Annotated in this window: 1 protein-coding gene; it reads left to right on the top strand. The window is 49.5% G+C overall.

Annotated features, from left to right (window positions below):
* Positions 1–48 precede the first annotated feature (48 nt).
* The coding region (locus ACLPGZ_RS19615) for a recombination protein NinG (RefSeq protein ID WP_429641903.1) at positions 49–507 on the top strand (459 nt) is incomplete at its 3' end.

Genomic DNA, 507 nt, shown 5'->3' on the forward strand with positions numbered 1-507 from the left:
GCGCAGAACTGATGAGCGATCCGAATAGCTCGATGCACGAGGAAGAAGATGATGGCTAAACCAGCGCGAAGACGATGTAAAAACGATGAATGCCGGGAATGGTTTCACCCTGCATTCGCTAATCAGTGGTGGTGCTCTCCAGAGTGTGGAACCAAGATAGCACTCGAACGACGAAGTAAAGAACGCGAAAAAGCGGAAAAAGCAGCAGAGAAGAAACGACGACGAGAGGAGCAGAAACAGAAAGATAAACTTAAGATTCGAAAACTCGCCTTAAAGCCCCGCAGTTACTGGATTAAACAAGCCCAACAAGCCGTAAACGCCTTCATCAGAGAAAGAGACCGCGACTTACCATGTATCTCGTGCGGAACGCTCACGTCTGCTCAGTGGGATGCCGGACATTACCGGACAACTGCTGCGGCACCTCAACTCCGATTTAATGAACGCAATATTCACAAGCAATGCGTGGTGTGCAACCAGCACAAAAGCGGAAATCTCGTTCCGTATCGC

It is taken from the genome of Alcaligenes sp. Me129 (assembly GCF_050487245.1).
Classification (GTDB): domain Bacteria; phylum Pseudomonadota; class Gammaproteobacteria; order Burkholderiales; family Burkholderiaceae_B; genus Alcaligenes; species Alcaligenes phenolicus.